The sequence below is a fragment of the Sphingobacterium prati genome, from assembly GCF_013167215.1.
Classification (GTDB): Bacteria; Bacteroidota; Bacteroidia; order Sphingobacteriales; family Sphingobacteriaceae; genus Sphingobacterium; species Sphingobacterium prati.
Map to the genome: position 1 here is coordinate 373,594 of NZ_JABJWY010000039.1, position 22,283 is coordinate 395,876.

Genomic DNA, 22,283 nt, shown 5'->3' on the forward strand with positions numbered 1-22,283 from the left:
AGTTGAAAGATTGTTGATTTATAAAAGTAAAGAGATGAAAAAAATGATGTTAAGTTTTGTGTTATCCGGATTAATGTTGACAGGTTTCGCACAAGAGAAAAAGGAGCTTAAATCGGACACAAAAGAAATCAATGCTCCAATGCACAAGCATTCGAAAGATAGGAAGCACAGTGGTTTAAGAAATAAAAATCCTGAAGAATGGGCTAAGATCAAAACAGATCGTATGGACCAAAAGTTGAAGTTTACGGATCAACAACGTAAAGAGGTATATGCATTTCATTTGAAGCAAGCGCAAGATCATAAAAAAATAGCCGCTGAGCGCAAATTGTATCGCGAGAAAATGAGAAAACAACGTACTGCTGATCATAAAAAAATGATGGCTTTATTGACACCAGAGCAACAAAAAACATTGAAGGATTCTTACGCTGAAAATCATAAAATGCGCAAAGAGCATTGGAGAAAAGATCGACAAATGCGGAAAGGAGATTTTCAGAAAGGTGTGAATGAGCAAGCTGGTGATGCTGATGCGAAAACAACATAAGGTTAATAAAAGGAATAGTTTTCATATTAATAATTGGTGAGTGTTAGTTGAAAAGGGGATCCATGATCCCCTTTTTTATGTTGATATCAATCAATTGAATAAACTACCTAGCTTTGTGAAGATTTGGTTTTTTGGTCTGCGACCATCGGAAAACAATTTATTCGCATGGCAAGCAATACAAGTTTTCATTGGCTTTGGAATACGCTATTCCTTATTTTTTTGCTGTTCCTTCCATTGTTTGGAAAAGGATTTTTCCGCTAACTTCGGCAGCTCACGTTGATCGCCCCATGTTTTTTTGAAAAACTTTTTAAGGAAAAAATTCTTGAATTTCCCGCCAAAAAAATCAATTAATTTTCGGCGTTGGATACCATATGTAAACCAGTTCCAGATTTTTTGCTCTGTTTTAGTCGATAAGCCCTGTTCCACCGAATCCTTTCGGTTAATAAGGAGCATACGTTGAATATCGATGCCTACAGGACATATTTCTGTGCATTTGCCACAGAGGGTAGATGCATAACTTAAATGTTTAAACTCCTTCATCCCATTTAAATGCGGAGAAATTAAGGAACCAATGGGCCCTTGATAGGTTGTTTCGTAAGTATGACCGCCGATATTTTGATAAATGGGGCATACATTTAAACAGGCACCGCAGCGGATACAATACAGGCCTTGGCGTTGTTCTTTCTGCGCTAAGAGATTACTCCGTCCGTTGTCGAGCAGGATAACATACATTTCTTCAGGTCCATCGGACTCATAAGGCTGTTTTGGTCCTGTAAGTAACGTGTTATAAACCGTTAAGTTTTGACCGGTACCATGCGTGGATAAAAGTGGCCAAAATATTTCTAGGTCTTGTACCGTTGGAATAATCTTTTCAATCCCTACAACAGCGATATGTGTTTTTGGGAACGTAGACGTCAGCCGTGCATTTCCTTCGTTTTCTGTAATTGCTATACTGCCTGTTTCGGCGATTAAAAAGTTAGCTCCCGTAATACCCACTTCTGCAGCCAGGTATTTGTCCCTTAGTAATTCACGAGCTTTTAATGTGAGTTGTTCTGCCGAAGCATCCAAAGGAGTATCAAATTTTTCGTGAAAAAGTGTAGCGATTTCTTCCAGACTTAAATGCATCGCCGGCGTAACGAAATGGTAAGGTTTCTGGTCTAATAGCTGAATAATATATTCTCCGAGATCCGTCTCAATTGCTTCGATATTTTTGGACTCCAAGAAATGATTGAGTTCAATCTCTTCTGTAGCCATGGACTTCGATTTTACAACAGATTTTGTTTTTTTGAGTGCTATAATTTTGGATATCTCCTCTCGCGCCTCATCAGCATCGTTGGCCCAAATTATTTTCCCGCCGCGTGCAGTAAAATTTGCTTCAAATTGTAATAGATATCGATCGAGATTTTCCATTACCTTCCATTTGATCAAATTTGCTTTTATTTTGGAATTCTCAAGGTCTGCAAATTTGCTTTTCCCTTTTTCAAAAGCAATACTGTATTTGTCGATATTGTAATTGATAATATCGCGATGTTTGGTGTCAAATGCTTTCTGTGCACTTTCCTTTAAAAACGTATTTGCCGTACTCTCTGACATCTAATCTGCTGATTTTTCACAAAAAAAGTTGGTCGTTTCCTACCAACTTTTAAATATAGTGTTAATAAATTGTTTCTCGAAAATCGATCCTGAAATTTATTATTTTATATCAATTTTTAAGCTTAATTCATCCAATTGTTCCTGATGAATAGTTGATGGAGCATCAATCATAATATCTCTTCCAGAGTTATTTTTCGGAAAGGCGATTACATCACGGATGCTATCTAAACCCGCCAGTAAGGAAACAAGCCTATCGAAACCAAAAGCTAAGCCTCCATGTGGAGGAGCTCCATAAGTGAATGCTTCCATTAAGAATCCAAATTGTTTCTGGGCTTCTTCTGGGCTAAATCCAAGGTGTTTGAACATAAGAGACTGCAGTTCTTTGTCATGGATACGGATTGACCCACCACCAACTTCGACCCCATTTAAAACAAAGTCATATGCATTTGCCCTTACTTCGCCGGGATTTGTATCCAATAATGGAATATCCTCTGGTTTCGGAGAGGTAAAAGGATGGTGCATAGCATGGTATCGTGCATTGTCCTCATCCCATTCCAAGAGTGGGAAATCGATGACCCATAGTGGAGCAAAGGTGTCTTTGTTACGGAGGCCGAGCTGCGTCGCAACTTCTAGACGTAATTCGTTTAATTGTTTACGAACTTTATCCTTGCTACCGGCCATAATTAATAATAAGTCCCCAGGTTTCGCGTGGAACTTATCAGCAATGGCAGCCAACTGCTCCGGAGAGAAAAATTTATCGACAGAAGATTTAACTGAGCCATCTTCATTTACACGGGCATAGACTAAACCTGTAGCGCCAATTTGAGGACGTTTAATGAAATCGGTTAAAGCATCTAGTTGTTTTCTGGTGTAAAGTGCACAGTTCTCAGCATTTATACCTACGACTAATTCAGCCGCATCAAATACGGGGAATCCCTTTTCCTTTGCGACATCATTTAATTCAACAAACTGCATTCCGAAGCGGATATCTGGTTTATCGGACCCGTAAAGACGCATAGCATCCGCATAAGTCATACGTGGTACAGATCCGAGGTCTATGCCCTTTATCGTTTTAAAGATATGTTTGGCAAGTCCTTCGAAAATATTTAGCACGTCTTCCTGTTCTACAAATGACATTTCACAGTCGATTTGGGTAAACTCAGGTTGACGGTCAGCACGCAAGTCCTCATCGCGAAAACATTTGACAATTTGAAAATAGCGATCAAAACCTGATACCATCAATAACTGTTTGAATGTTTGTGGCGATTGAGGTAATGCATAAAATTCACCAGAATTCATGCGGGAAGGGACTACAAAATCTCTTGCTCCCTCAGGAGTGGATTTAATCAGATATGGTGTTTCAACTTCTAAAAAATGTTGAGAGTCTAGATAACGGCGCACTTCCTGTGAAGTTCTATGTCTCAAAATAAGATTTTCGCGTACTGGATTACGGCGTAAATCCAGATACCTGAATTTCATACGAATATCATCACCACCATCCGTTTCATCTTCTATTGTAAAGGGTGGCAACTTTGCTGCATTTAATATCTCAAGGTTTGAAACCTTGATTTCAATATCTCCAGTCGGGATTTTAGAATTCTTATTGGAACGCTCAATAACCTCTCCGGTTACTTTTATGACATATTCTCTTCCCAGTTCACGGGCACTAGTGCGTAAAGACGCATCATCATCTGCATTGAACGTTAATTGTGTGATACCATATCGGTCCCTAACATCGATGAAAGTCATACCGCCCAAATCGCGGGATTTTTGAACCCATCCACTTAGGGTAACCGTTTTCCCTAAGTCAGCCAATGTTAATTCTCCACAAGTGTGTGTTCTGTGCATATCTTAATAAAATAAAATTTATGCAAAATTATTGGTTTTACTCGACAATAACGAATTCTACTACGCTTATTTGAGACCTGTTCTCCCACTTTCAACCACATGGTCAATTTTTATTTTCCAAAGCTCCACTTTCTCCCATTTTTCTAAAAAAAAGGATCAAAATTATATTTCTAAAGAGGAAATTTTTACAATCCGTTCTCAGTTTTTTTAAAAATATGCGGAAAGATATAAGCCGGTATCTTAATCTGCTATGCGCTTAAAATGTCTGTTTAACTGCTTGTAAATAAGGTTTTATACGGCGTGGTGGTGACAAGTGATATTTTTTCTTGTAGCGATTTTTCGATGTGGAAAACTTTTTTATGTTGTAAAGTGGGGGAAAGTGGGAGAAAGTGTATACTTTTACATTTAAATTAGAATAGGATAATTGACGATATGACTCAGTTGATCGGAGAATTCGAATGCAAGCTTGACGCCAAGGGAAGAATGGTGTTGCCAGCTGCGCTCAAGAGGCAGATGCCTCATGTTGAGCGTGATGGGCTTGTTGTGAATCGCGGTTTTGAGAAACATTTAGTTTTTTATCCGCGTGAAGAGTGGGACTTGATGACAGCTAAGCTGGCCAAGTTAAATCAATTTGATCCGAAGGTTCGGGCTTTTGTACGCGCGTTTACTCGCGGAGCGACAGAGTTGGCATTGGATGCAGCGGGGCGTGTGTTGTTGCCAAAAAGTTTGTTGGAATTTGCAGGTATAACAACAGAATTGGTCTTGGCTTGCCAATTCAATAAGATAGAAGTTTGGTCTAAAGAGGGGTATGATGATTTGATAGGTGATGGCGGTGTGGAAGATATTTCATCTTTAGCGGCAGAGGTAATGGGGGATATTAATTTTGGAATATAATAATATGGAGAATGTGTATCATGTTCCGGTGATGTTGCAAGAATGCATGGATGCTTTGGCGATCAAGCCGAATGGTGTTTATGTGGACGTAACATTTGGAGGTGGTGGTCACTCTCGTGAAATATTGAAAAGATTGGGGCCAGAGGGAAAGCTATTTGCTTTCGATCAGGATCCTGATGCCTTAGGGAATGTGATTGATGATCCTCGTTTTACGTTGATTCATCAGAATTTCAGGTTTTTAAAAAATAGTCTTCGTTTGCATGCTGTGCGTTCGGTGGACGGGATTTTGGCAGACTTAGGTGTTTCGTCGCATCAATTTGATGCTGCGGATCGCGGTTTCTCAATTCGCTTTGATGCTGATTTGGATATGCGTATGGATCAGGTGGGGGATTTGGATGCAAAGGCTGTCTTAGCTACTTATGCCGAAGAGGATCTTCATCGGATTTTTGGAATGTATGGTGAAATCATGAATGCAAAATCTTTAGCAAAAACAATTGTGACGGCTCGTCTAGTGCAACCCATACATACAGTTGCTGAGTTGAAAGAAGTTATTCAGCGTATGGTTCCAAAAGGAAAGGAGCATAAATATCATGCTCAGGTTTTTCAAGCCCTGCGTATAGAAGTTAACCGTGAGCTCGAGGCTTTGCAAGAATTTCTGTTACAAACTGTTGATGTGTTGAAAGTTGAAGGGAGATTAGTAGTAATGTCTTATCATTCTTTAGAGGATCGTTTGGTGAAAAATTTTATGGCCAAAGGGAAGTTTAAAGGAGATGTTGATAAAGATTTTTTTGGAAATGAAATCAAGCCATTTCATGTGTTGAGTCGTAAAGCAATTACGGCTTCATCGCAGGAATTGGCTTTAAATAATAGATCGCGCAGTGCGAAACTGCGTATTGCTGAAAGGTTGGATTTGTCTTAAAAGAATGGAGCGAAAAGATGAGCAGGAATACAATAAGACAGAAAGAATTGAGTGAAGAAGTTCAGGAAGAACTACAAGAAACTGTCGAAGAAAAGGCGGAAGAAACAGAAGCGTTTATTAAAACGCTTTTTACCGTTGGAGACCTTTCTTTAAACAAAATTTTGGAGTATTTGCCTTTTGGAGCTTTTATCGCCTTTTTGATGTTGTTGTATATCTCTAATCGTCACTTCGCTGAGCGAACGATTCGGAGTATCGATAAAGTAAGCAAAGAAGTCAAAGAATTAGGATGGGACCATAAGTCGCTGTCGGCTGAGCTCATGAAAATGTCCACACAGACAGAAATTGCGAAGCGTGTAGATTCCCTGGGTTTGAAAGAACGGGTGGAGCCGCCGATCAAGATTGAGGTTGTAGAGAAAAAAGAAGATAAATAGAAAGAGTTATGAGTATCAGAAACACGATCCTTGTTCGCGTCTATTTTGCCTTTGGACTTATTGTGCTACTTGCATTTATGGTATTTGGGAAAATGCTGAAGTTGCAATATGTGGATGGGCAACATTGGAAAGCTTTAGCGGATAGTCTTTCTATTCAAGAACGCGAAGTTGAAGCTGCCAGGGGGAATATTTATTCCAACGATGGGAGCTTATTGGCGACTTCTGTTCCTGAGTATGAACTTCGTTTTGATGCCATGGCTATTCCTGAGGAAGAAAATGAATATTTCAACCTTAAAGTTGATTCGCTAGCGATTAGATTGGCTGATTTTTTTAAGGATAAATCATCCCGGCAATATTTGACATTATTAAAACAGGCACGAAATAAAAAACAACGCTATGTATTGATCAAGCGTAATGTGTCGCATCAAGATTTAAAGAAGATTAAGCAATTCCCGCTGTTTAAAGCTGCTCGTGTAGGCAAAGATCGTTATCCGAGCAGTCTGATTACAGATAGGCAGAATAAGCGGATTTTGCCTTTTGTGAATCTCGCTGCCCGAACCATCGGCTACAAAAATGTAAAAGAAAACATCCATGTTGGATTGGAAGGAGCTTATGGAGAGTACATTGATGGTAAAAGTGGTAAAAGACTGATGCAGCGTATCGCGGGCGGAGTTTGGATTCCAGTGAACAGGGATATTGAAGTTGCGCCAGTCGATGGTTCTGATATTATTTCAACGATTGACGTGAATATGCAAGATATGGCCCAGCGTGCGTTAGAAAAGCAGATGATTGTAAGTAACGCTGATGAGGGGTGTGTCGTGATGATGGAAGTGAAAACGGGTGAGGTTCGTGCAGTGGCAAATTTTATGCGGGATAAGGACGGTGTCTATCGTGAAAAGTTCAATCTTGCGATTGCACAAAGTGCTGATCCAGGGTCAACTTTTAAACTTGCCTCTTATTTAGCATTGATTGATGACAAAAAAATCGATTCAAGTACGACGATAAATATAGGAAATGGTAACTGGCCGATCTATAGGCATACAATACGCGATTCGCATGCTCCTAAAAAATCCATAGTTTCTGCTAAAAGAGCCTTTGAAGAGTCTTCGAATGTTGGGGTTACCAAATTTGTTTACCAAGCGTATAAAGACAATCCGGATCAGTTCACGTCGAAATTACATTCCTTCGGATTTGGAAAGACATTGGATTTGCAGATTCCGGGAGAAGGCATTCCCTTGGTAAAGACTTCAAAAAGTAAATCCTGGAGTGGATTGTCCCTGGTGCAGATGGCTTATGGTTATGAGATGAAGATAACACCGTTACAGACTTTGACATTTTATAATGCTGTTGCAAACAACGGCAAATTGATCGCTCCGTTATTTGTCAAAGAAATTAGACATTTAGGAAATACAATTCAGCGTTTCGAGGCGAAAGTTATCAACGAGAAAATAGCATCGGATCATGCATTGGCCGAGGTAAGAGGAATGATGGAGGGTGTGATGACCGAAGGAACAGGACGGAGTGTTGCCAGTCCATTATATACCTCGGGTGGTAAAACAGGAACCGCTCAGATGGCAGATGGTTCAAGAGGTTACGGTGCTAGACGATATCAATCTTCATTTGCGGGATATTTTCCGGCTGAAGATCCCAAGTATTCCATTATCGTTGTGATTCGGAATCCTAGAAATGGATATTATGGAGCATCAATTGCCGGGCCTGTTTTTAAAGAACTAGCGGATATGGTTTATGCCAATGACATGGAGATGCAAGGGAAAAAATCATTCAAAGCCGTGAATGTAGGTGGAAGAATGCCCTTGACTTTGCAAGGGTCAAGAGAAGCTAGTAAAAAAGTATATGAAAAATTGGGTATTAATACCGTGAATTGGGATATGGTGGCGAGAGGTGAAGTGGATACATCGAATAGAGGTGTACCCTTTGTGGATTTGAAATATAAAGAAGGAATTGTTCCAAACGTAGTGGGCATGGGCTTGATGGATGCATTATATGTGATGGAAAATGCAGGCTTTAAAACACGTGTATTTGGAAAGGGAAGAGTGGGAGCACAATCTTTGGCCGCGGGTCAAAAGCTTCCATTTGGAACAGCGATAAATTTAGAACTTAAGTAATGATGGATTTAAAAAAAGTATTGCATGCTATCCCTGTGCAGCAGGTGGTGGGAAACCTCGAAGAGGTCGAAGTGCACTCTTTGTGCTTTGATTCCAGAAAAGTGGAGCTGGGAAGTTTATTTATCGCTGTAAGAGGTGTGCAGACAGATGGACATTTGTTTGTCGATAAAGCGATCACTTCCGGTGCTAGAGCAATTATCGTCGAGGAGCTTCCGGCAGAGATATTGGACTCTGTAGCCTATATCCTGGTTGCGGATTCCGCCTATGCTTTAGGAGTTGCTTCTGGCAATTTCTATGGAAATCCATCAGAGCAACTTAAGCTAGTTGGTGTAACTGGAACAAACGGAAAAACAACGGTGGCAACGCTGTTGTTCCAGTTGTTTTCTGACTTGGGATATCATGTCGGCTTGTTGTCAACTGTACAGAATCAAATTGGTGCGCGCATAATTCCCGCAACACACACGACCCCGGATCCTATCCAGCTGAACAAGTTGTTACGGGATATGGTAGATGACGGTTGTGATTATGCTTTTATGGAAGTCAGTTCACATGCTGTGGTGCAAGAGCGTATTGCGGGATTGGTGTTTGCCGGTGCGATATTTACGAATATTACACATGACCACTTAGATTTCCATAAAACTTTTGATAATTATATCAAAGCGAAGAAAAAGTTCTTTGATGACTTGGATGCACATGCATTTGCGATAACAAATGCGGATGATCGGAATGGACAGGTCATGCTACAGAATACCGTTGCGCATAGAAAGAGTTACGGATTGCGTACTGGCGCTGATTTCAAAGCAAAAGTTATCGAAAGCCATTTTGATGGGATGTTGATGAGCATCGACGGAAAAGAGGTATGGGTAAAATTAATTGGCGACTTTAATGCATATAATCTGTTGGCAGTGTATGCTTCAGCAATCTTATTGGAGCAAGAAACAGTGAAAGTGCTGACCGCTTTAAGTACATTGAAGGGAGCAGAAGGCCGTTTTGAAACGATGAAATCTGCTTCGGGTGTTTTTGGGATCGTAGACTATGCGCATACGCCAGATGCCGTAGAAAACGTGTTAAAAACAATAAGTTCTTTGCGGCGTCCGGAACAAAAAATTATTACGGTTTTGGGTTGTGGTGGTGATCGGGATAAAACGAAGAGACCAGAAATGGCGGAAGCAGCTTTACGTTATAGCGACCGTTTTGTGATTACGTCAGACAACCCGCGCACGGAAGACCCCTATCAGATTATCAAAGATATTGAGGCTGGTGTCGGAGCTGATCAAAAGGCAAAAACACTTTCAATTGCTGACCGTAAAGAAGCGATACGTACAGCCTATCAATTGGCAAATCCTGGTGATATTATTTTGGTTGCTGGAAAAGGACATGAAAAATATCAAGATGTGAATGGTGTAAAACACCATTTTGATGATAAAGAAATTTTAGAGAATACATTTAACGAGAAATAGAAATATGTTGTACCATCTATTTACGTGGCTTAGCGAATATATCCATATACCTGGAGGCGGGTTGTTTCAATACATCTCCTTTCGGACGTCTATGGCTGTGATCGTTTCATTGATTATTACCACGGTTTTTGGGGGGAAATTGATCCAATTCTTGCACAATAAGCAAGTGGGGGAAACAATTCGTGATTTAGGGCTTGAAGGTGAAAAAAAGAAAGCTGGTACGCCTACAATGGGAGGTATTATAATCATTGCTGGGATTTTAATTCCTACCCTGTTATTTGCTAAGTTGACGAATATCTATGTGATTATAATGATCGTAACGACATTGTGGATGGGTGCAATAGGTTTTTTGGATGATTATATTAAAGTTTTTAAGCATAATAAAGAGGGCTTAGCTGGGAAATTTAAGGTTGTCGGTCAAGTTGGTCTAGGGGCAATTATTGCCTGTACAATGTATTTCCATCCGGATATTGTTGTTCGAAAAGGAGTAGATAAACCGACTTCTACTAAACCAGTGGAAGTTGTTATCAACGAGGGGACGGGGGAAAAAACATATGCTGAGAATGTAAAATCTTCCAAAACAAATATTCCATTCTATAAGAATAATGAATTTGATTATGCCAAAGTATTTAAGGTATTCGGCATGCAAAGTGATTATTTGACATTTATTGTCTTTTTAGTTGTGGTCATTTTTATCGTTACCGCAGTGTCAAATGGGGCTAATATTACTGATGGAATAGATGGTCTAGCAACAAGTACTTCTGCGATAATTGGGGTTACATTGGCAATTTTAGCTTATGTGTCCGGCAACGTGATTTTCTCTGACTACCTCAATATTATGTATATCCCTAACTCTGGTGAACTTGTAATTTTTGCTGGAGCATTTGTTGGAGCTTGTGTAGGTTTTCTATGGTACAATACTTATCCTGCTCAAGTTTTTATGGGAGATACGGGTAGTTTGGCAATTGGCGGTGTTATTGCGGCGTTTGCTATTTTGATTCGTAAAGAGTTATTGATTCCAATCTTGTGTGGTGTGTTTTTGTTGGAAAATCTTTCGGTCATCTTACAGGTTTCCTATTTCAAATACACCAAAAAGAAATATGGAGAAGGAAGAAGGATTTTTTTAATGTCGCCTTTGCACCATCACTTCCAAAAGAAGGGATACCATGAAGCGAAAATTGTCACTCGTTTTGTCATTGTGGGAATAATTTTGGCCATTCTGACAATTGTAACATTAAAAATTAGATAACGATGTCAAATATCTCAACAACATATTATCCTCAATCAGGAAGCCTGGTTATCTTAGGTGCAGGCGAAAGCGGTGTAGGGACTGCAATCCTTGGAAAGGAAAAGGGGTATGATGTATTTGTATCCGATAAAGGACTGATAGCGGATCACTATAAACAGCAATTAAAAGCTGAAGGGATTGCTTTTGAGGAGGGTAACCATGACGAAGCTCGGATATTAAATGCAGTACTTGTTGTTAAGAGTCCTGGAATTCCAGAAACAGTGCCATTGGTGGTTGCCTTAAAAGAAAAAGGGATTCCTGTGATAGCGGAAATAGAGTTTGCGGCCCAATACACTACGGCTAAGTTGATCTGCATTACAGGGTCTAATGGAAAGTCAACAACAACCATGTTGACCTACGAAATGCTGAAGCATGGTGGCCTTAATGTTGGTTTGGCAGGCAATATTGGAAAAAGTTTCGCCCTTCAAGTGGCACGGGAAAATTTTGACTGCTACGTGTTGGAAATATCCAGCTTCATGTTGGACGATATGTACCATTTTAGAGCAGATATTGCAGTAATACTTAATATCACGCCAGATCATTTGGATCGTTATGAGCATAAAATGGAAAACTATGTAGATTCTAAATTCAGAATGATTCAAAATCAGACTGAAAAAGATTATTTTATATACTGTTTAGACGATCCCGAAACAATAAAGGGATTGGAGAGACATCACAGTAAAGGGACCTATTTGCCTTTTACACAAGAACAGCTTGTTGAATTGGGGGCTTATTTAACCGCCAATAAAACAATGATTATTAATACACCAAATAACGATACATTCACTATGAGAGCTGAGGAATTGTCATTGCAAGGGAAGCATAATATTTATAATAGTATGGCTTCTGGATTAATTGCAAAAGTGCAGGAGTTGAGAAATCAATCGATGAAAGAAAGCATGGGATCGTATGTGAATATCCCACATCGTCTCGAACATGTTGCTTGTATCGGGGGAGTCAATTATATCAATGACTCTAAAGCGACTAATGTCAATTCAGTGTGGTACGCTTTGGAGAGCTTTTCAACGCCAATCGTATTATTATTAGGGGGAGTAGATAAAGGAAACGATTATAGTATGCTGGCTGATTTAGTGAAAGACAAAGTCCACGCTATTGTTTGTTTGGGAAAAGATACCGCAGCAATTCATAAGGCTTTTGAACAGGATGTTGAAATCATCGTCAACAGTACATCTATGCACGATGCTGTTGTGTTGTCGTCACATTTGGCTAAAAAGGGGGATACAGTATTGTTGTCTCCGGCATGTGCGAGTTTTGACTGGTTTAAAAACTATGAAGACCGTGGCGATAAATTTAAAGCAGCTGTAATGGAGTTATAATAAACGGTATAACCAAAGGAAGAAGGATATGTTACAGAACATAATGTCTAAATTAAAAGGTGATCGATGGATATGGATCATTGTGATTATCTTGTCGGGATGGTCACTTTTGGCTGTATACAGTTCGGTTGGAACCCTGGCCTATAAAGAAGGTAAGGGGACAGAAATGTATCTGTTGAAGCATTTTTCGATCATCGCCATTGGATTTGTTTTGATGTATCTCTCGCATAAGCTGGATTATCGGTATTATGCAGGTATTTCTAAAATCCTAATGGGGATCACAATACCTTTATTACTTTTTACTTTATTATTTGGAAGTAGTGTAAATCAGGCGAGTCGTTGGTTGACGATTCCGGGGATTGGGATGACTTTTCAAACATCCGATTTGGCCAAATTGTCATTGATTGTTTTTCTTGCACGGATGCTGTCTCGCAAACAAGAGGAAATCAAAGATGTGAAGAAAGCTTTTCTTCCTATTATGGGATCAGTATGTGGTGTTTTCGTACTGATAGCATGGGCCAACATGTCTACGGCGATTATGTTATTTGGTGTTAGCGTACTGTTGTTATTGATTGGCCGAATATCCTTTAAACAGATTGCAATTGTTTCTGCAGGTGTGGTTTTGTTGGGAATTATTGTTGTCTCCATCGGGCCGAGACGAGCAACATACTATAGTCGGGTAAAAACATTTTTGGGTGTAGAAAAGAAGGAAGAGTCAGCTAGTCCGGTCTCATTTCAGGATGATAAAAACTATCAGGCCAATAATGCGAAGATTGCAATAGCGACGGGAGGACTCTTTGGTAAAGGTCCGGGGAATAGTGTTCAACGCAACGTATTGCCACATCCGTATTCCGATTTTATCTATGCAATTATCATTGAGGAATATGGGACAGTCGGTGGAGTAATCCTGCTATTTCTGTACTTGGCTTTTATGTATCGATGTATCCGAATCGTCACGATGAGTCCCAAAGCTTTTGGGACATTCTTGGCCGCAGGCTTAGGTTTTAGTTTGACTATACAAGCGCTGGCAAATATGGCAGTAGCAGTAGGATTAGGACCTGTAACTGGGGTGCCGTTACCATTGGTGAGTATGGGGGGGACATCCATTTTGTTTACAAGTGTTGCCTTGGGAATTATCCTAAGTGTGAGCAGAAATATTGAAGAATTAAAAGGAAAAGAGCAGCTGGACGAAAAGCCGAAACCTAAAAAAGTGGTGATCGGTTCAATTCCGGCTTAAAAAACATATTGAGCATGGCAATTCGTGTAATTATAAGTGGGGGGGGGACCGGAGGACATATTTTTCCGGCGATTTCAATTGCAAATGCATTGAAAACGATGGATCCTGCAAATGAAATTTTATTTGTAGGAGCCAATGGTCGGATGGAAATGGATAAGGTGCCTGCTGCGGGTTATGCTATTGTTGGACTTGATATTCAAGGAATCAACAGAAAGCAGCTTTGGAAAAATATTTTATTGCCGTTTAAATTAATGAAAAGCCTTAATAAGGCAAAAAAGGTAATCCGGGATTTCAAACCGGATGTTGCAGTAGGTGTTGGCGGTTTTGCTTCGGGACCATTGTTGATGATGGCAAATAAATTGGGGATCCCGACAGTGGTACAAGAGCAGAACTCTTATGCTGGTGTCACAAATAAGAAAGTCGGTGCTAAAGCGGCAAAAATCTGTGTAGCCTACGAGGGTATGGAACAGTTTTTTCCCGCTGATAAAGTATTGTTGACAGGAAATCCCATCCGAAGAGAATCTGTTGCTATTGAAGGAAAAAGAGCTGCGGCATTGGAATTCTTTGGATTGGATCAACACAAGAAAACAATCTTAGTGTTGGGCGGGAGTTTAGGCGCCAGAACATTGAATGAAAGTGTGGTCGCCTTTTTGGATTTGCTGTCCAAAGAGGATGTACAGGTGATTTGGCAATGCGGGAGCTTTTATATCGACAAACTTCGCCTAGAACTCGAAGAAAAACTTCCTGCAAATGTGAAGATGATGGCATTTCTTCAAAAAATGGATTATGCCTATGCTGCTGCTGACGTAATTATTAGTCGGGCAGGAGCAGGTACCATTTCGGAACTCTGTGTTGTTGGGAAACCAGTTATTCTGGTTCCTTCACCTAATGTTGCCGAAGACCACCAGACTAAAAATGCTATGGCTTTGGTTAACAAGAAAGCAGCACTGTTGGTGAAAGATATCGAAGCTACGCAGCAATTAATTCCAACGGCCTTGGATTTATTCAAGAATTTGAATCAAGTAGCGCAGTTGAGTGAAAACATAAAAAAACTTGCTAAGCTGGACGCTGATGTTCAGATTGCAAAGCATGTATATAAATTGGCAAATAAGAAATAGATGATGAGTATGAATCTAGATGCAATAAAACAAGTTTACTTGATCGGAATAGGCGGAATCGGAATGAGTGGCCTTGCACGCTATTTTAAGCATTTGGGCTGTGAGGTGAATGGATATGACCGTACCGAGACTGAATTGACCAAAACTTTGGCCAAAGAAGGTATTTCGATCACATACCAGGATGAGGTGGGTTCTATTGATCCTATTTTCCATCAGCCAGCGGCTGCTACATTAGTCATTTTTACACCTGCAATTCCTAAAGATTCCAAGATTAAAGCTTTTTTTGAATCTCAGGGGCACGTGTTATATAAAAGATCACAAGTACTGGGTATCATCAGTGAAAGCCGGTTTACAATTGCTGTAGCAGGAACACATGGTAAAACAACTACGTCTACGATGGTCGCGCACCTGTTGAAAGATTCCGGATACGACTGTTCCGCTTTTCTAGGCGGTATCAGTTCGAACTACGATACCAATGTGCTTTACGGAAACAATAATACAGTGGTGGTTGAAGCAGACGAATTCGATCGTTCATTTTTGACGCTCCATCCGAATATCGCGATCGTGACTTCTTCGGATGCGGATCATTTGGATATTTATGGAGATAGGAGCCATTTACTTGAATCGTTCCAGCTGTTTTTGGATAAGGTTGTTGAAGACGGTAAGCGTATTATAAAAAAAGGATTGGAATTTAAAGGACAGATTAGCTATTCTGGTCATGAAGTGGCCGACGCTTATGCATCCAATGTCCATGTCAGGGAAGGTGAATTTTACTTTGATTATCAAGATGTTCATGGAAAAATTGAGGATATTCATTTGGGCATTCCGGGAATTCACAATGTTGAAAATGCCGTAGCTGCTATTACCGTGGCTCGTTTAGTAGGTATTTCAGCAGAGGCAATTAAAAAAGCATTGACCACATTTAAGGGGGTAAAAAGACGATTTGAATACATTGTTCGTACGCCGGAAGTCGTGTATATCGATGATTATGCACATCATCCTGAAGAATTACGCGCTTTTTTGACCTCAATGCGCAAATTATATCCAACAAAGAAGTTGAACGTTGTATTTCAACCACATTTGTTTACGAGGACCAGAGATTTTGTAGATGGATTTGCTGAAGTATTATCCATGGCAGATAATCTACTCTTGATGGAGATATATCCCGCGCGTGAACTTCCGATTGAAGGGGTGAATTCAAGCTGGTTATTGGATAAAATTACAGCACAGCATAAACAGATCGTGACGGCCGAAGAAGTACTGGATTTTGCCCGGAATGAAATGCCGGACTTAATCGTAACTGTAGGCGCTGGAGATATAGATAAGTTGGTAAAACCGTTAAAAACGATTTTTGAGCATGCTTAGAAAATTACGTGACATACAATGGAATCGTGTACTTTACTTTACCCTATTTTTTATTGGGGTCATTGTAATTGTTGTGATTATGACCATTGTGGGCAAACGTGATGAACAGCAGCTTTGTAAGGAAGTAAAGATTGTCATAGAGGGTACGGAAGCTTTTATAGATCAATCAGATATATCAAAACTGATAGCGCAAAACTATGGGAGTTTTGTGGGGAAGAAAATCAATGGCATTCCTTTTCAGCGTGTGGAAAAGATGTTGAAAAAATTACCTTACGTATCGGATGCAAGCATCCATGCTGATATGGATGGCACCATTAAGGTTAACATAGATCAGCGCGAGGCGGTCATGCGGGTTATCAACAAAAATGGACGAGAGTTTTATGTTGATCCCAAAGGCTTAAAGATACCAACGACCTTAAAATACATTCCCCATATCATGGTGGCAACCGGCAACATTTCCGAAGGATATAATGAGGCCTTGGATACGGTGTCAACCACATTGGTGAAAGATTTGGTGAAGGTGGTAGAATTTATAGGAAAAGATGAGCTATGGAGTAACCAGGTTGTGCAGATTTACGTGAATGCGGATCATGATATAGAGCTGGTTCCTCGCGTAGGAACGCAGCAATTAATTGTTGGATCAGCAGATTCGTTGGAACAAAAATTTGAATTATTAAAAACATTTTATACCCAGATTATGCCAAAAGTTGGAATCAACGCTTATGGTGTGGTGAATGTAAAATATGGAGGACAGATCATTTGTGAGAAGCGCGGAAATTGGAGTTTTTCCGATGATCAAACAAAAAAAATAGCAAATAATACATTATAGTAATACAGCAACAATACAGGAAATTATGAACTCAAAGGCAGCAGAAATTGAAAGAGAGAATCCAATTATCGTGGGACTCGATATTGGTACTACCAAAATTTGTGTTACGGTTGGGAGACGTAGCTCAGGGAACAAAATCGAATTATTAGGTGTGGGCAAAGCCGATTCTGCAGGAGTGAGCAGAGGGGTTGTAGCCAATATCCAAAAGACTGTGGGAAGTATTTTGGAGGCGGTGGAAATTGCCGAAGCACAGTCTAATGTAGATATTAAGGTTGTCAATGTGGGGATCGCCGGTCAACACATTAAGAGCATCCAACACCGTGGAATATTTACCAAAACAGATGGTGATGATGAGATCATTCGAAGAGATATCGAACGGTTAATTTCGGATATGTATAAACTGGTACTGCCTCCAGGAGAAGAAATTATACATGTTTTACCTCAGGAATTTACGGTAGATAATGAACCGGGTATCCGCGAACCTATCGGCATGGCTGGACGTCGTATAGAAGCAAATTTCCATATTATTTCGGGAAGAGTTACCGATATCAAGAATATCAAAAAATGTATTGATAATTCCAATTTGGAGGTTGCTGAACTGATTCTTGAGCCTTTGGCATCTTCAGAAGCTGTATTGGATGAAGATGAAAAGAATGCTGGTGTTGTATTAGTTGATATTGGTGGTGGAACGACAGATGTCGCAATCTTTCATGAAGGAATTATTCGCCATACTGCTGTAATCCCATTAGGCGGTAATATTGTGACCGAAGATATTCGTCAAGGTTGTTCAGTATTGCGTTCGCAGGCAGAATTATTGAAGACACGATTCGGATCTGCTTTGGCTGATGAAAATAAAGAAAATGAAGTGATCTGTGTACCTGGACTGAAAGGTCGGGAGCCAAAAGAAATCTCGGTGAAAAATTTGGCTTATATTATTCAAGCTCGGATGGAAGAGATTATTGAACATGTATATTACGAGATTAAGTCTTCTGGTTATGAAAATAAACTTATCGGTGGTATCGTTATCACTGGGGGTGGGGCTCAATTGAAACATTTGGTACAGCTCGTTGAATATATAACTGGAATTGATTGTCGTGTCGGTTTTCCTAACGAGTATCTTTCCAAGAATGAAGTTTTACCGAAGCCACTATTTGAAGAATTGAAAAGCCCGTTGTACGCGACAAGTATCGGCTTATTGATCAAGGGTATTCAATCCCATGAAGATGAGGAAGATAGTCGTAGAGAAGCACATGCTCCAGCGAAAAAAGTGCAGGCGACCACGACGACAAAAGAGGTTTCGGAGCAACAGCAAAAGGAACAGGGACTGCTATCTTGGTTCAAACGATTTATTAAGGATGGGAATGAGATTGATGACGCAAGTTTTTTAGATAAAAAGTAAGTTTTCCACAATAGTTGAAGTTTTCCACAATTTCACAAATGTGGAAAACTTTTGTTGAAATTATATTATTATTACATTACATATAGTGGGTTTGGTTCAATTTGATATCATGTTCATTATAAGTTAAATAGGGATAAGTTATGTCAATACAGTTTGAAATGCTAAAAGAACAATCTTCAATAATTAAGGTTATTGGGGTTGGTGGTGGTGGTGGCAATGCCGTTAACCACATGTATAAACAAGGAATTAGTGGGGTAGATTTTATCGTGTGTAATACCGATGCACAAGCATTGGAGTTAAGCCCGATCCCAAATAAAGTTCAATTGGGAATAAGTCTGACCGAAGGTATGGGTGCTGGAGCAGATCCTGATGTAGGTGAAAATTCTGCTATCGAAAGTATTGAGGATATCAAACGCATGTTGGGGACCAATACCAAGATGTTGTTTATTACGGCCGGTATGGGCGGTGGTACAGGTACCGGTGCGAGCCCTGTTTTGGCTAAGGCCGCTAAGGAATTGGGTATTCTTACTGTTGCGATCATTACTACACCATTTACATTTGAGGGTAAACGCCGTCGCTCACAGGCGGAGGAAGGTCTTTCAGAATTACGTAAATATGTAGATTCTTATCTTGTTATTTCTAATGACCGCTTGCGCGAAATTTTTGGAAATTTAACGATGACGGCAGCTTTCGCGAAAGCAGACGATATATTAACTACTGCAGCAAAAGGTATTGCTGAAATTATCACGATCCCTGGATATGTAAACGTCGATTTTAAAGATGTTCGCACAGTGATGAACGATAGTGGTGTTGCTATTATGGGGAATGCAATTGCGGAAGGTGAAGATCGTGCATTACGTGCGGTAGAAGGTGCTTTAGCTTCACCATTATTGAAAGACAATGAGATCGAAGGTGCTCGCTATATTTTGTTAAATATTACTTCTGGAACAAAGGAAGTCACCATGGATGAAGTAGCGATCATTACGGATTACATTCAGGAAAAAGCTGGTTTATCAGCTGATTTGATCTGGGGTAACTGTATCGATGAGAACTTTGAAGATGAGTTGTCAGTGACAATTATTGCGACTGGTTTTCAAACTTCAGAGGAACGTGATAAAGAGCGTGAAAATACGAAAGTGTCCATGCCCTTGACACCTGAACCGGTAAATTCTTTTGTTAAACCTGTTTCTCAGGTTGCGCCAAAAGAAACAGCAGTTGCCAATAGTTTTGTCACTCCGGTTCAACGTGTGGATACACAAGCTCCTTCAGCAAATACATCGACACCAAATAATTTGCAGTCTGACCTGTTTACTTCACCCAAAAATGCCGTACAGCAACAGGTTGCAATAGAAGAACCACAAGTAATACGTCATGATTTGGGTTTTGATGGCGCTTATGAAGAGGAAACTTCATTTGCTGAAAGTGATTTTCAATTGAAAACTTCCCCTTCTGTTTTTCAGTTTCAAATGCCGACGGTATTTGACTCATATTCAGCCCCATCTGCGTCAGACTATGATGACAAACCAACGTTCTCCTCGAGCACAACGAATGAGCAAGTTGAAGTACCTCAGGTAGAAGAAGAGCAGGTATCATTTGAAGATCAATTGGTGCGTACGAAAGAACGTATCTTGCGATTGAAAGAATTAAGCATGAAATTGAAATCTTCAAACGGCCTTCATGAGCTGGAAAATGAACCAGCTTATAAAAGAAAGCAAATGTCCTTGGAGGATACACCACATTCTTCGCAATCACAGGTGTCTCGCTTTACCTTGTCTTTTGAAGATGGAAATACGGAGATTCGCCCCAATAACTCATTTTTACATGACAATGTAGATTAATCGAATTGATACAAAATACTAAAAAAGCCATCCGATCGATGGCTTTTTTAGTATCTTTAAATACCGATAGAATACAATTATATAAGCTATGACTACAAAATTAAATAACCCTGTATGGGTGATGAGTTCTGCCTTTGATAAATTGTCATTACCAGAATTGATTCAGACAACAAAAAAAATTGGCGCCGGTGGAATTGACCTTTGTGTTTTTAGAAAAGATGGCACACGTGAAGATCACACGGCTACACATTTGGATTATGAGGGATTTACACCTGAAAAAGCTAAAGAAACGCTTGAATTATTTAATCAAGCCGATCTAAAGCTTTCGCTCGGTGCCTTTGAAAATATGATCGGGGGGGATCCGGAGCAACGTGTCAAAAATCAGAACCATTTATTGAAACTGATTCGGATAGCCCACTTGTTGGGAGGTGATGAAAATAATGTTAAAGTCGGTACTTTTGTCGGTTATAATCACGACCTGGGGAATCAGCTAGATGGATTTCAAAAAAATCTAGAAGAATATAAACGTGTATTTGAACCAATTGTTAATTATGCTGAAAGCCTTGGGGTAACAATTTTATATGAAAATTGCCCGATGGAAGGCTGGCGTTCTTCACGTTATAGCTCTACCTATAATAACTTACCTGCTGTTTTGGCTGCACGAAAATTGATGTATGCCATGGTGCCTAGTAGGGCGCACGGCGAAATTTACGATCCTTCACATGATGTTTGGCAAAACACAAACCCAATTGATGTTATTCGCAATACTGATATGAGTCGATTACAGCGTATACATGTGAAGACCACACGCAATCTACAGACCACCGCTCGCGTAGATTGGGGTGGGATGTACCCGATGCAACATGTAGATGCTGACCTAGCAAAAAAGGCCAATGTAAGCATTCCCGATCATGATTGGGATAGACATCATTATGAAGCTATGTTGCCTGGATTCGGTGGATCTGATAGTATGGACTGGCGAGGCTTTGTGGACCTGTTACAGGAACGCGGTTTCAAAGGACCTTTTGAAATTGAAAATGAAGCTAAAAATTCGAAAGATACAGGTGATTTCTCCGCAACTGTACAAGGATTTACTACTTGTCTTAACTTTTTGGCTCCTATGTTATGGGATCTGGAAGCTGAAGTAGGTTATGCTTTTAAAAAATCAGAACCCTTAAAAGACCTTAATATAAAAGATCTTCCAGTTATTACCATGGATGATCTGATCTAGAAAAATACGCTCCAGCAATATTTTAATTGCTGGAGTGTATTCTGAAAAGTTCAATTAGTTCCGGAATATTGGAAACATTTAATTTCTCGAATATCCTACTTTTATAGGTGCTTACCGTTGATGGGCTTAGCTCCAGTAGACCGGATACCTCGATGATTCCCAATCCTTTAATAAGCTGTTTAGCCACATCTACCTCCCTATTTGAAAGCCGAGCCAAGGGATTTAACTTGGTTAGTTCCGATTTACTCTGCGTCAGTTTTTGAACATAGAGGTCTTGCACATTGCTCGACATATATTTGCCTCTTTCTTGGATAGCCAATATAGCGTGGCTTAATTCGGCCATAGCGGTCGTTTTATTCAGATAACCAACTGCTCCTGCTTCTATATAACGTAACGCATATAACGATTCATCATAAGATGAAAAAATTAAAATTTTAATGGCAGGCTGAATTTGTAAGATTTCTTCAACAACTCGAATATTATTCCCACCAGGCATATTGATGTCTAGTAATAATAAATCGAATTCTTCACGTTTTATCTTTTCCAGTACCTCATCGAAATTTTCGGCTTGGAATATTTCTGCTTTCTTAAGAGTTTCCTTGATAATAACGGAAGCTCCCAATCGTACAATGCCATGGTCGTCTGCAATAAGAATCTTCTTCATAGATACTTTATCTTATTCTGGGCTTTAAATTACCAATGAAATTTAACGTACTATCAATATACAATATATCTTGATATTTAGCCCTAGTTAACGAGCAAATATAGCAAATTAAGTTTAATAAAAACTTGAGCTTATTGTTTTAGGCCTAATTTTAAAAATAGGGTT

General features: G+C 39.7%; 18 protein-coding genes. 15 read left to right on the top strand and 3 right to left on the bottom strand.

Annotation, left to right across the window (positions count from 1 at the left end; genetic code table 11):
- Positions 1 to 34 precede the first annotated feature (34 nt).
- A complete protein-coding gene (locus HPC41_RS24715) occupies positions 35 to 541 on the top strand; it encodes a hypothetical protein (RefSeq protein ID WP_172396744.1) in 507 nt (168 codons plus the stop codon).
- 204 nt (positions 542 to 745) lie between these two features.
- Here HPC41_RS24715 and HPC41_RS24720 read toward each other — a convergent pair whose 3' ends face one another.
- Both HPC41_RS24720 and aspS read right to left on the bottom strand, forming a co-directional pair.
- On the bottom strand, positions 746 to 2,134 hold the full coding sequence (locus HPC41_RS24720; RefSeq protein ID WP_172396745.1) for a LutB/LldF family L-lactate oxidation iron-sulfur protein: 1,389 nt from the start codon (positions 2,132 to 2,134) through the stop codon (positions 746 to 748).
- Positions 2,135 to 2,233: 99 nt separating this feature from the next.
- Positions 2,234 to 3,982: an aspartate--tRNA ligase gene (gene aspS / locus HPC41_RS24725; protein WP_172396746.1), complete on the bottom strand. Its 1,749-nt coding sequence runs from the start codon at positions 3,980 to 3,982 to the stop codon at positions 2,234 to 2,236.
- Between the two features lie 432 nt (positions 3,983 to 4,414).
- Between aspS and mraZ the strand changes: the two genes are divergently transcribed.
- The 14 genes from mraZ (at position 4,415) to HPC41_RS24795 (ending at position 21,454) form a co-directional block, all read left to right on the top strand.
- The gene (gene mraZ / locus HPC41_RS24730; protein WP_172396747.1) at positions 4,415 to 4,876 is read left to right on the top strand and encodes a division/cell wall cluster transcriptional repressor MraZ; all 462 of its coding nucleotides are present in this window, start codon (positions 4,415 to 4,417) and stop codon (positions 4,874 to 4,876) included.
- 4 nt (positions 4,877 to 4,880) lie between these two features.
- Entirely contained in the window at positions 4,881 to 5,795 is a 915-nt protein-coding gene (gene rsmH / locus HPC41_RS24735; RefSeq protein WP_172396748.1) for a 16S rRNA (cytosine(1402)-N(4))-methyltransferase RsmH, read from the top strand.
- Positions 5,796 to 5,812: 17 nt separating this feature from the next.
- Positions 5,813 to 6,226: an FtsL-like putative cell division protein gene (locus HPC41_RS24740; protein ID WP_172396749.1), complete on the top strand. Its 414-nt coding sequence runs from the start codon at positions 5,813 to 5,815 to the stop codon at positions 6,224 to 6,226.
- Positions 6,227 to 6,234: 8 nt separating this feature from the next.
- Positions 6,235 to 8,352 (top strand): penicillin-binding protein, encoded by a 2,118-nt coding sequence (locus tag HPC41_RS24745; protein WP_172396750.1) that lies wholly within the window; start codon positions 6,235 to 6,237, stop codon positions 8,350 to 8,352.
- Entirely contained in the window at positions 8,352 to 9,812 is a 1,461-nt protein-coding gene (locus tag HPC41_RS24750) for a UDP-N-acetylmuramoyl-L-alanyl-D-glutamate--2,6-diaminopimelate ligase (protein ID WP_172396751.1), read from the top strand. The genes HPC41_RS24745 and HPC41_RS24750 overlap by 1 nt, the downstream gene beginning before the upstream one ends.
- Positions 9,813 to 9,816: 4 nt before the next feature.
- Positions 9,817 to 11,061 carry a phospho-N-acetylmuramoyl-pentapeptide-transferase gene (mraY, locus tag HPC41_RS24755; protein WP_172396752.1) on the top strand — a complete coding sequence of 415 codons (1,245 nt, stop codon included), beginning with the start codon at positions 9,817 to 9,819 and terminating at the stop codon, positions 11,059 to 11,061.
- A gap of 2 nt (positions 11,062 to 11,063) precedes the next feature.
- The gene (gene murD, locus HPC41_RS24760; RefSeq protein WP_172396753.1) at positions 11,064 to 12,437 is read left to right on the top strand and encodes a UDP-N-acetylmuramoyl-L-alanine--D-glutamate ligase; all 1,374 of its coding nucleotides are present in this window, start codon (positions 11,064 to 11,066) and stop codon (positions 12,435 to 12,437) included.
- A 28-nt stretch (positions 12,438 to 12,465) separates the two neighbouring features.
- The gene (locus HPC41_RS24765) at positions 12,466 to 13,674 is read left to right on the top strand and encodes an FtsW/RodA/SpoVE family cell cycle protein (RefSeq protein ID WP_172396754.1); all 1,209 of its coding nucleotides are present in this window, start codon (positions 12,466 to 12,468) and stop codon (positions 13,672 to 13,674) included.
- A 14-nt stretch (positions 13,675 to 13,688) separates the two neighbouring features.
- Positions 13,689 to 14,792, top strand: a complete 1,104-nt coding sequence (gene murG, locus HPC41_RS24770) for an undecaprenyldiphospho-muramoylpentapeptide beta-N-acetylglucosaminyltransferase (RefSeq protein WP_172396755.1) — start codon at positions 13,689 to 13,691, stop codon at positions 14,790 to 14,792.
- A gap of 9 nt (positions 14,793 to 14,801) precedes the next feature.
- Positions 14,802 to 16,157: a UDP-N-acetylmuramate--L-alanine ligase gene (murC, locus tag HPC41_RS24775; RefSeq protein WP_172396823.1), complete on the top strand. Its 1,356-nt coding sequence runs from the start codon at positions 14,802 to 14,804 to the stop codon at positions 16,155 to 16,157.
- Positions 16,150 to 16,986, top strand: coding sequence for a cell division protein FtsQ/DivIB (locus tag HPC41_RS24780; RefSeq protein ID WP_172396756.1), 837 nt, complete (start codon positions 16,150 to 16,152; stop codon positions 16,984 to 16,986). The genes murC and HPC41_RS24780 overlap by 8 nt, the downstream gene beginning before the upstream one ends.
- A 25-nt stretch (positions 16,987 to 17,011) precedes the next feature.
- The gene (gene ftsA, locus HPC41_RS24785) at positions 17,012 to 18,385 is read left to right on the top strand and encodes a cell division protein FtsA (RefSeq protein ID WP_172396757.1); all 1,374 of its coding nucleotides are present in this window, start codon (positions 17,012 to 17,014) and stop codon (positions 18,383 to 18,385) included.
- 140 nt (positions 18,386 to 18,525) lie between these two features.
- Positions 18,526 to 20,223: a cell division protein FtsZ gene (gene ftsZ, locus HPC41_RS24790; RefSeq protein ID WP_172396758.1), complete on the top strand. Its 1,698-nt coding sequence runs from the start codon at positions 18,526 to 18,528 to the stop codon at positions 20,221 to 20,223.
- A gap of 88 nt (positions 20,224 to 20,311) precedes the next feature.
- Complete coding sequence (locus HPC41_RS24795; protein WP_172396759.1) at positions 20,312 to 21,454, top strand: sugar phosphate isomerase/epimerase family protein; 1,143 nt, start codon at positions 20,312 to 20,314, stop codon at positions 21,452 to 21,454.
- 22 nt (positions 21,455 to 21,476) lie between these two features.
- On the opposite strand, the gene HPC41_RS24800 is transcribed toward HPC41_RS24795, so the two are convergent.
- Positions 21,477 to 22,118: a response regulator transcription factor gene (locus HPC41_RS24800; protein WP_172396760.1), complete on the bottom strand. Its 642-nt coding sequence runs from the start codon at positions 22,116 to 22,118 to the stop codon at positions 21,477 to 21,479.
- Positions 22,119 to 22,283: the final 165 nt, after the last annotated feature.